The 7,203-nt window shown below is 59.5% G+C and carries 6 protein-coding genes; 1 reads left to right on the top strand and 5 read right to left on the bottom strand.

The features are described from left to right. On the top strand, positions 1-202 hold a 202-nt coding region (locus tag VIL80_RS12815), incomplete at its 5' end, for a hypothetical protein (protein WP_332036490.1). Here VIL80_RS12815 and VIL80_RS12810 read toward each other — a convergent pair. From VIL80_RS12810 to sppA, 5 genes are all read right to left on the bottom strand, one after another. After that, on the bottom strand, positions 186-1,940 hold the full coding sequence (locus VIL80_RS12810; protein WP_332036489.1) for an alpha-amylase family glycosyl hydrolase: 1,755 nt from the start codon (positions 1,938-1,940) through the stop codon (positions 186-188). The genes VIL80_RS12815 and VIL80_RS12810 overlap by 17 nt on opposite strands. A gap of 53 nt (positions 1,941-1,993) precedes the next feature. Further along, on the bottom strand, positions 1,994-3,217 hold the full coding sequence (locus VIL80_RS12805; protein ID WP_332036488.1) for a glycosyltransferase family protein: 1,224 nt from the start codon (positions 3,215-3,217) through the stop codon (positions 1,994-1,996). Positions 3,218-3,227: 10 nt separating this feature from the next. Next, positions 3,228-4,106, bottom strand: a complete 879-nt coding sequence (locus VIL80_RS12800) for an HAD-IIB family hydrolase (RefSeq protein WP_332036487.1) — start codon at positions 4,104-4,106, stop codon at positions 3,228-3,230. A 281-nt stretch (positions 4,107-4,387) separates the two neighbouring features. Next, entirely contained in the window at positions 4,388-5,113 is a 726-nt protein-coding gene (locus VIL80_RS12795) for an RT0821/Lpp0805 family surface protein (RefSeq protein ID WP_332036486.1), read from the bottom strand. Positions 5,114-5,329: 216 nt separating this feature from the next. Continuing rightward, the gene (gene sppA / locus VIL80_RS12790) at positions 5,330-7,198 is read right to left on the bottom strand and encodes a signal peptide peptidase SppA (protein ID WP_332036485.1); all 1,869 of its coding nucleotides are present in this window, start codon (positions 7,196-7,198) and stop codon (positions 5,330-5,332) included. Positions 7,199-7,203 lie beyond the last annotated feature (5 nt).

Raw genomic sequence — 7,203 nt, 5'->3', positions numbered from 1 at the left:
GCCAGTTTGCACTTATCTCTGGCATATTAGGCTGAATTTGCTGAAATTCCCTGATGCTGGAGAAACTGGCAACCTGTGGTCGCTCAGTTTATTGCTGGCGCGGATTCGAGGTCGATTGCTGTTTGGATTGAACCGGTCAGTCAAAATCAATTCTGTGTATCTTACTACTGGAGCTCGTAAACGGATTACCACCGATTACTGATCCACAGGGTTTGATAGGGGTTTAGCGTCACCGTCGCCAGCATGTCATCGAACATGGCGTTGCTGACCAGATCCTTCCACTGGTCGGTACCGATCAGGTTGATGGCATTGAGGGACACCGTCTGGGTCTGGTCGGAGATGTTGTTGAGGCAGAAAATACTCTGGCGGCGGTCCTGGCTCTGGCGCCAGAAGGCGAAGATCTGATCTCCCAGGTGCAGGGTGAACTGGGTGGCGTTGGGGTGAAATGCGGGTTGCTCCCGACGCAGCTGGATCAGCCGGCGCAACTGGTGAAAAACCCGGTGGTGATGGCTGTCCGGGTCCGCCAGCTTCTCGTTAAGCTCCTGTTCCTGCCACTGGCGGCGATTGATCGCACGGTTGTGGCCGTGTTCCTTCATGCGCTCATAGTCGTTGGTGGTACCCACCAGGCTGTGCAGGTAAAACGCGGGAATCCCCTCCAGTGCCAGCATGATGGCATGGGCGCAGATAAAGCGCTGCAGCTGCCACTCGTCCTCGCCGGCGGTAGTGCCCTTGAGCGCATCGATCAGTGAAATATTGATCTCGTAGGGTTTGTTGCTCCCATCATCCAGCGCGCGCCAGGATATCTGCCCGCCGAAATTTTCCATGGTCTGGATCAGCGCTTGCTGCTCACTGTCATCCAGCAATCCCTCCACCGGGCGCAGGCCGATACCGTCGTGTGACGCAATGAAATTAAAATAGGTGGTGCCGTTCTGGGCCGGCGGCATCCCCATTAGCCAGTTTTTAAGGTAGCGGCAGTTGCCAGTAACCAGTGTGTTGACCAGCAGCGGCGGCAGCGAGAAGTTGTAAATACAGTGCGCCTCGTTGGCGTTGCCGAAATACGACAGGTTTTCCTGGTTGGGGATATTGGTTTCGGTAATGATCACCGCGTTGGGGTTGGCGTGTTCGATCAGGGTGCGCAGCAGGCGCACGATCTCGTGGGTTTCCGCCAGATTCAGGCAGTTGGTACCGAGCTTTTTCCAGATAAACGCCACGGCATCCAGGCGAAAAATCCGCACGCCCATATCCAGATACAGGCGGATGATGTCAACGATTTTGGCCAGCACTTTCGGGTTGGCGAAATTGAGATCGATCTGGTCGTGACCAAAGGTGCACCAGACATGTTTGGTGCCGGTGGGTGTTGTGGTGGCGCGCAGCAGAGGGGTAATTCTCGGGCGCACCACCTTGCTGAGATCCTCCGCCGGGTCCATCTCCACAAAAAAATCACTGCCCGGATCGGCGCCCTGCTGGTAGTTGATAAACCAGTCGTGCTGGGCGGAACAGTGGTTGACGACGAGGTCCGCCATCAGGTGAAAGTCGGTGCTGATGCGCAGGATGTCACTCCAGTCTCCCAGGCTCGGGTCTACCTGCTTGTAGGCGGATACCGCGAAGCCATCGTCACTGGTGTAGGGGAAGAACGGCAGTATGTGCACCGTGTTGATGAGCATCGGGAAGTGCGACTGCAGAAAATGGTGCAGGGTTTTCAGCGGCGGCTGGTTGTCGTTGAGGATACTGTTACCGTAGGTGATGACGGCGATATCCGTCTGATCCCACAGGTTTTTGTGGGCCAGCGGACTCTGGCAGTCCTCATCCAGGCGCATGAGGTGAACCAGCTCATTGGCGATGGGTTCTACCTCCAGCTGCGGATAAACGAATCTGAGATGGTCCACCACCTTCTGCTGGAGTATCTCCCTGATTGGCAGTGGTGCGCTGCTCTGGTGCATGGTTTCCCCCGGTCCGAGCCGATTTTATTCTGCGGTTGGTGAATGTGGGTGGATCAGACGTTGTATTCCTCGTAGTCCGCTTCCACGGCCTGCTTCAGTTGTTTCAGGAACTCAGGCTCGGCACTGGTAATACGGTTCCAGCTGGGAATAAACGGCGTTTCCATTGGGTTCTCCAGAAATGCCTGGCCGGCCTTGACCAGATTGCTGGCGAACAGCTCCACGGTCTGCTCTTCCTTATGAATATCAAAATTCAGGCCATTGATGATGGCGTCGTTGCGATAGGTCTCGACAAAATCCAGCGCAACGCGGAAGTAGGTGGCCTTGATACTGCGGAAAGTCTCCGACGAGAACACCGTGCCCTGGGTGGCCAGTTTGCGGAAAAAGGACTTGGCGATGTCGATGGACATCTTCGACAGGCCGCCGTGTTCGTCGTCGAAGGACACGTCCTGGTGTTTGTGGTCGTAGGCGTGGGCGATGTCCACCTGGCACAGGCGGTTGGTGGAATAGTTGCGGTGCATTTCCGACAGTACGCCGATTTCCAGCCCCCAGTCACTGGGGATGCGCAGGTCGTTGATCACATCGCGGCGAAAGGAGAACTCCCCGGCCAGGGAATAGCGGAAGCTGTCCATGTATTCGAGGTAGGCGGTGTGGCCGTAAATTTTCTTAAGGGTGCGGATCAAGGGCGTAACCAGTAAGCGGCACACGCGGCCATTGATCTTTCCGTTGGCGACACGGGAGTAGTACCCCTTGCAGAATTCGTAGTTGAAGTTGGGATTGGCCACCGGGTAGAACAGGCGCGCCAGCATCATGCGGTCGTAGGTGACGATATCGCAGTCGTGCAGTGCGATGGCCTCGCCGCGGCGGGAAGCGAGGATATAGCCGAGGCAATACCATACATTGCGACCCTTGCCGGCCTCTTTGGGAGCGAGACCATCGCGCTGCAGTTGTTCATCCAGTTCACGCAGGCGCGGGCCATCGTTCCACAGCACCCGCACATGCTGCGGCAGTACGCTGAACTGTTTGAGGGCATCGCGGTATTGGGATTCGTCGGCGCGGTCGAGGCCGATGACGATCTCCGAGAGGTAGGGAACTTCGGCAAGAATTTTCAGGATACGCGGCAGCGCTTCGCCTTCGAGTTCCGAGTAGAGCGAGGGCAGCAGCAGTGACATGGGGCGCTGTTGTGAAAATCGGATCAGGTCCGCTTCCATGTCTTCGAGGCTGCGGTTGGACAGGTTGTGCAGCGTCGTGATGTCGCCATTCTGGAAAAAGTCGGTCACGTTGTGCTTCCTATTTTGTGTTCGGTAAATGCCCGCTCTGCTCGGGGCGGGAGAAAACTTCCTGTATCGCCTCCGCCCAGCCCTGGGGGCCGGCATCGCGGCTGATGATGAGGTCGGGGTGGTGTGCCAATTGTTTTGATGGGTGGGGCGGTGGGTGTGCGGGGGAGCGAACGATAATGGCGATGTCGGCGATGCTGAGCATGTCTAGGTCGTTGGGCCCGTCGCCGCTGGCGATGAGGCGGCACTCGCGCTCGCGGTAGTGCTGGTAGATCTGTTTCAGCAACGTAGTGGCAGCGCCCTTGTCGGTCTGCCCAAGAATATGCAGAAAGCGCCCGCCCTGCAGGGTGGCGAATCCGGCGGCGTTGGCGCGGGCGATAAACGCAAGCTTCTGTTGTTCGTCGCCCTGCCATAACAGCGGTTCGGAGTAATCCCTCCGATTGGCTTTTTCCGCTTGCGCGAGAGTGAGCCCGGTGGCGGCGACAATTTCTGCCGCAGAGGCGTTGGCGAAGTTGAGGTAGGGCGCGCCGTAGCTGTCGCTGTCATGACGGAGGAAATCGAGAATACTGCGGCGGGTTGCACCGGGTTCCAGCACCCAGTAGCCCATCTCATCGCGGGCGCGCTCCGGTCTCTGGGGGAAATAGCCCTGGGGGATAAAGATCGCCGAGCCGTTTTCACAGATGAACGGATGGCGGTTGTGCAGGGAATCCCGCAACGCCAGCATTTCATCGCGGGTTTTACTGCTGTTGAGAATGACCGGGATACCGGCGGCTTCCAGCTGCTGCAGCGTGAGATCGGCGGCGCTGTGGGAATAGGTGTAGTGGTCGAGAAGTGTGCCGTCCAGGTCGGTGGCGATAAGCCATTGCGCCCGAGGCTGCATTACTTTCGTCATTCTTATCCGCGTGTTGATTCACTGTCGACGCTGTAAATGTGTGCGTCGTTATCGTTAACTAATCCAAAAATAGTGCCAGTCGCGGGAAAGTGAGCCACGGCGGTGCCTGCGCGGGCCTGATTGGCGCCGGTTTTCTGCTTTAGCGCTTCATTGTGGGGAGGGGATTGGGCGGGAGAGGAAGTGTTGCACCAGGGTGGTGCATTCGTCGGCGGGGTATTCGGTGGGGACAGATCGCGAGGGCGATGTGCCGCCGGTGGGGAACCGGCGGCACAAGGTTTACATCAGTTGGCGCGAACCCAGGTTCCGTCCGGTTGGCGACAGGCGACTGCCTGAGTACTGCGGGAATCTCCGCTGACGTCGTAACCTGCGGTATAGGAACGGCAGTAGCGATCACCGCGCTGTTCAACCGCGCCAGGGACCACGGTGTAGTTTTCACCGCCCTGCGCATTCTGCCAGCTGATGCTTTCGCCCTCCGGGGCGAACTCCAGCGCCTGGGCGATACAGGCCTGATTGCTCTGGTCCATACGGCGGCCCACTTCGCCGCCAATCAGCACACCGGCGATGGCACCGCCGATGGTCGCCGCGGTGTTGCCGCGACCACTGCCGACCTGGTGGCCGATCACGCCGCCGATGAGGCCGCCGAGCACGCTGCTCACCTTATTATTGCCACAGCTGGTGCCTGTGGGCTGAGGCGCGGGGCGCCACTCCGGGCGGTATTCCGGCTCCTGTACCTGCTGGTTGAACCACGGCGGCAGCACCACTACGCGTACTGCGTCGTGGTGATGGTGGTTATCCGCGTAGCGCGGGGCGCGGCAGGTGCGCTCCTCTTTGTAGTCACCGCGGTCGTTCCATTTGCGTTCGACCCGGCAGTTACCCTCCCAATACACCTCTTTCTGCTCGTGCTTCTTGTGCTTCTTCCAGCCGCGGCCCTCGGGTGGGTCAGCATACAGTGACATGGACAGGCTGCCACACAGCAGGGCGGCGAGGGCGGTAGAGAGTGCTTTCATTATTCGGTTCCCGTGACGGTTACTTACTTTTCAATATGGTTTCCGTTATGGCGTGAATACTATCAACCGCCGTCTGAACCGTAAGTGAATCGGTCTACGTTCTTGATCACAAAATGCGGGTGCAGGTGGCGGAATGAGGGGAAACGGAGGGGCAGGGCCGGAAAGGTGCCCCGCCGGCGCGCATAAATTGCGACCGGCGGGCACGGACAACGGGGATCAGGGCGCTACACAGCTCATGCAGCGTACGTACAGCGCGCGCGGGTCCTTGAAGGTTTTCAGTTCCGCCAGCGGCTGCAGCGCCGGCTGCAGGCTGCTGAACCAGGCGCCCAGCGGCAGGTTCTGTTCCACGCTTGCGGCGATTTTCGCGTCGACGTTTTCCGCCAGGGCGCGCATCAGTTTTTCGCTCGGGGTCAGTTCACGCTTGATTTCCAGCACGTCGTATTTGTCCAGCTTGGCAATTTGCGCGGCGTCGGCAATGGCGTCCTGCAGGTTGCCCAGTTCATCCACCAGCCCCAGTTCGTGGGCCATGCGGCCTGTCCATACCTGGCCCTGGGCGATCTTGTGAATTTCCTGCGGAGTGCTGTTGCGCGCTTCCGCCACCAGCTGCAGGAACTGCGTGTAGGTGTGCTCTACGCCCTGTTGCAGGATGTCTGCGGCGGCCTCGGGCAGTGCGCGGTCGATGCGCATGGTGCCCGCCAGCGCGGTGGTGCCGACGCCGTCGTTATACACACCCAGGTGTTCGAGGGATTCCTCGAAGGTGGGGAAGGCGCCGAACACACCGATGGAGCCAGTAATGGTGGAGGGCGATGCCCAGATGCGGTCGCCGCCGGCGGCAATCCAGTAGCCGCCGGAAGCCGCGACACTGCCCATGGAAATGATCACCGGAATGCCGGCCTCACGGGTGGCGAGCAGTTCCTGGCGGATGGCTTCGGAGGCAAAAGCCGAGCCGCCGGGGCTATCGATGCGCAGCACCAGGGCTTTGACGTTCTTTTCCCGCGCTTCGGCAATCAGCTTGCCGAGGGTATTGCTGCCGATCTCGCCCGCGGGTGCGTCACCATCGAGGATGGCACCGGCGGCACTGATCAGGCCGATCTTGTCATTGTGTTGGCGTGGGTCCGGCAGGTCCGCCAGCTTGGTGTGGCGCAGGTAATCCATGGCGTCGATGGACTTGTACTGGGTCTTGTCGGCGTCGTCCACGCCCACCAGTTCCTGCACTTCGGCGATGGCGGCACGGCGGCTGAGCAGTTTATCGACGAACTTGTTGGCCAGCGCCGCATTCGCCCAGCTGCCGCCTTCCGCGCGCAATTGATTGGGCATGTCGGCAATGTAGTTGTCGATGGACTCCGGCGGCAGGTTGCGCAGGCCGGTCACCTGCTCGGTGTATTCGCTCCACAACTGGTGTAGCCAGCGACTGTTGTTTTCCCGCGAGGCGGGGGACATGTCGTCGCGGGTGTAGGGCTCGATAAAGTCCTTGTAATCCCCCACGCGGAAAACATGGAAGTTGACCTTCAGCTTGTCGAGCGCACTTTTGTAGTAGTTGCGATAGCTGCCGAAACCGGTGAGCAGTAGTGAACCCATCGGGTTCATATACACCTGGTCGGCGTAGCTGGCGAGGAAGTACTGACCCTGGGTGAAGTTGTCGCCGATGGCGTAGACGGGTTTTTCGCTCGCTTTGAAGCGCTGGATGGCCTCGCCGACTTCTTCCAGTTTGCTGAGGCTGGCACCGCCGAGATAGTCGAGTTCCAGCACCAGTGCGGCGATGCGGGTGTCACCGGCGGCGTGGTCGATGGCATCGACCAGGTCTTTGACACGGGTTTCCTGTGGCGCAGATCGGCCGCCAAGAAACGCCGGAACGCCGCTGGGCTGGGTCAGTTCATCCACCAGGAATCCGCTCGGGGCGACCTTGAGTGCGCCGCCCTGGGGAACGGTAATGCGCTCTTCGCCACCAAAAATTGCCATGCCGATAAACAGCAGCAACAACAGGAACAGCAGGTTGGTAAACACCCGGCGCAGCCAGGTAATGGCACCACCGATGGCACCGAATAAGCGGCGGATTGGTCCGCCGCGAGGTGTTGATTCAGTCAAACCTG

It is taken from the genome of Microbulbifer sp. (assembly GCF_036563125.1).
Classification (GTDB): Bacteria; Pseudomonadota; Gammaproteobacteria; order Pseudomonadales; family Cellvibrionaceae; genus Microbulbifer.
This window is presented reverse-complemented; position numbering and strand designations above follow the sequence as displayed.

Bases quoted from the DNA above. Each gene is read 5' to 3' on its own strand.
- VIL80_RS12795 (WP_332036486.1), bottom strand. From the start codon at position 5,113: ATGAAAGCACTCTCTACCGCCCTCGCCGCCCTGCTGTGTGGCAGCCTG.
- VIL80_RS12810 (WP_332036489.1), bottom strand. From the start codon at position 1,940: ATGCACCAGAGCAGCGCACCACTGCCAATCAGGGAGATACTCCAGCAG.
- VIL80_RS12800 (WP_332036487.1), bottom strand. From the start codon at position 4,106: ATGACGAAAGTAATGCAGCCTCGGGCGCAATGGCTTATCGCCACCGAC.